Here is an 870-nt window from a genome sequence, read left to right as displayed (position 1 = left end):
CCCGACATGGTGCGCGCCATCGCCGCCGGCAAGCCGGTGCGCATCCGCAGCCCGCACGCGATCCGCCCGTGGCAGCACGTGCTGGAGCCGCTGTCGGGCTACCTGACCCTGGCCGAGCACCTGTACACGCAAGGCGCGGATTTCGCCGAGGGCTTCAACTTCGGCCCGCACGACATCGACGCCCGTCCGGTCGAATGGATCATCGCGCGCCTGTGCGAGAGCTGGGGCTCGGGCGCCAGCTGGGAACTGGACGGCGCACCGCAACCGCACGAAGCCCACTACCTCAAGCTGGACTGCTCGAAAGCCCGCAGCCGCCTGCAATGGCAGCCGCGCTGGCACCTGGGCCACACCATCGACATGATCGTCGCCTGGCACCAGGCGCACGCCTCGGGCGCCGACATGCGCGCGCTGACGCTGGCGCAGATCGACACGTATCAACACACCGCACATCTTTAAGGCTGGAATCATGAGTGAAGCACAAAGCAAGGAACAACTGCGCGAACAGATCATCAAGCTGGTGGCCGAATATGGCGCGCTGGCCAGCGTGCCCAAGGCCTTCGAGCCGGGCGTGACGGTGATTCCGCCGGCCGGCAAGGTGGTCGGCGCGCCGGAAATGGAACTGATGGTCGAAGCCTCGCTCGACGCCTGGCTCACCACCGGCCGCTTCAACGACCAGTTCGAAGCCCGTCTGGCCAAGCTGATCGGCGTGGACTTCCTGATCACCGTCAACTCCGGCTCCTCGGCCAACCTGGTCGCGTTCAACACGCTGACCTCGCCCAAGCTGGGCGCGCGCGCGATCCAGCAGGGCGACGAGGTGATCGGCGTGGCCGCCGGCTTCCCCACCACCGTCAACCCGATCATCCAGTTCGG

General features: G+C 67.1%; 2 protein-coding genes. Both read left to right on the top strand.

The genetic code is table 11. From position 1 onward, the window contains the following. A partial coding sequence (locus KVP70_RS33070; protein WP_501039842.1) for a CDP-glucose 4,6-dehydratase occupies positions 1–456 on the top strand: 456 nt, incomplete at its 5' end. A 10-nt stretch (positions 457–466) separates the two neighbouring features. Then, positions 467–870: DegT/DnrJ/EryC1/StrS family aminotransferase (locus KVP70_RS33065; protein ID WP_217946678.1), on the top strand; the 404-nt coding region annotated here is incomplete at its 3' end.

It is taken from the genome of Duganella violaceipulchra (assembly GCF_019166075.1).
In the GTDB taxonomy this organism is placed as follows: Bacteria; Pseudomonadota; Gammaproteobacteria; order Burkholderiales; family Burkholderiaceae_D; genus Rugamonas; species Rugamonas violaceipulchra.
The sequence above is the reverse complement of the archived record's forward strand: the minus strand, read 5'-3'. Positions and strand labels throughout refer to the sequence as shown.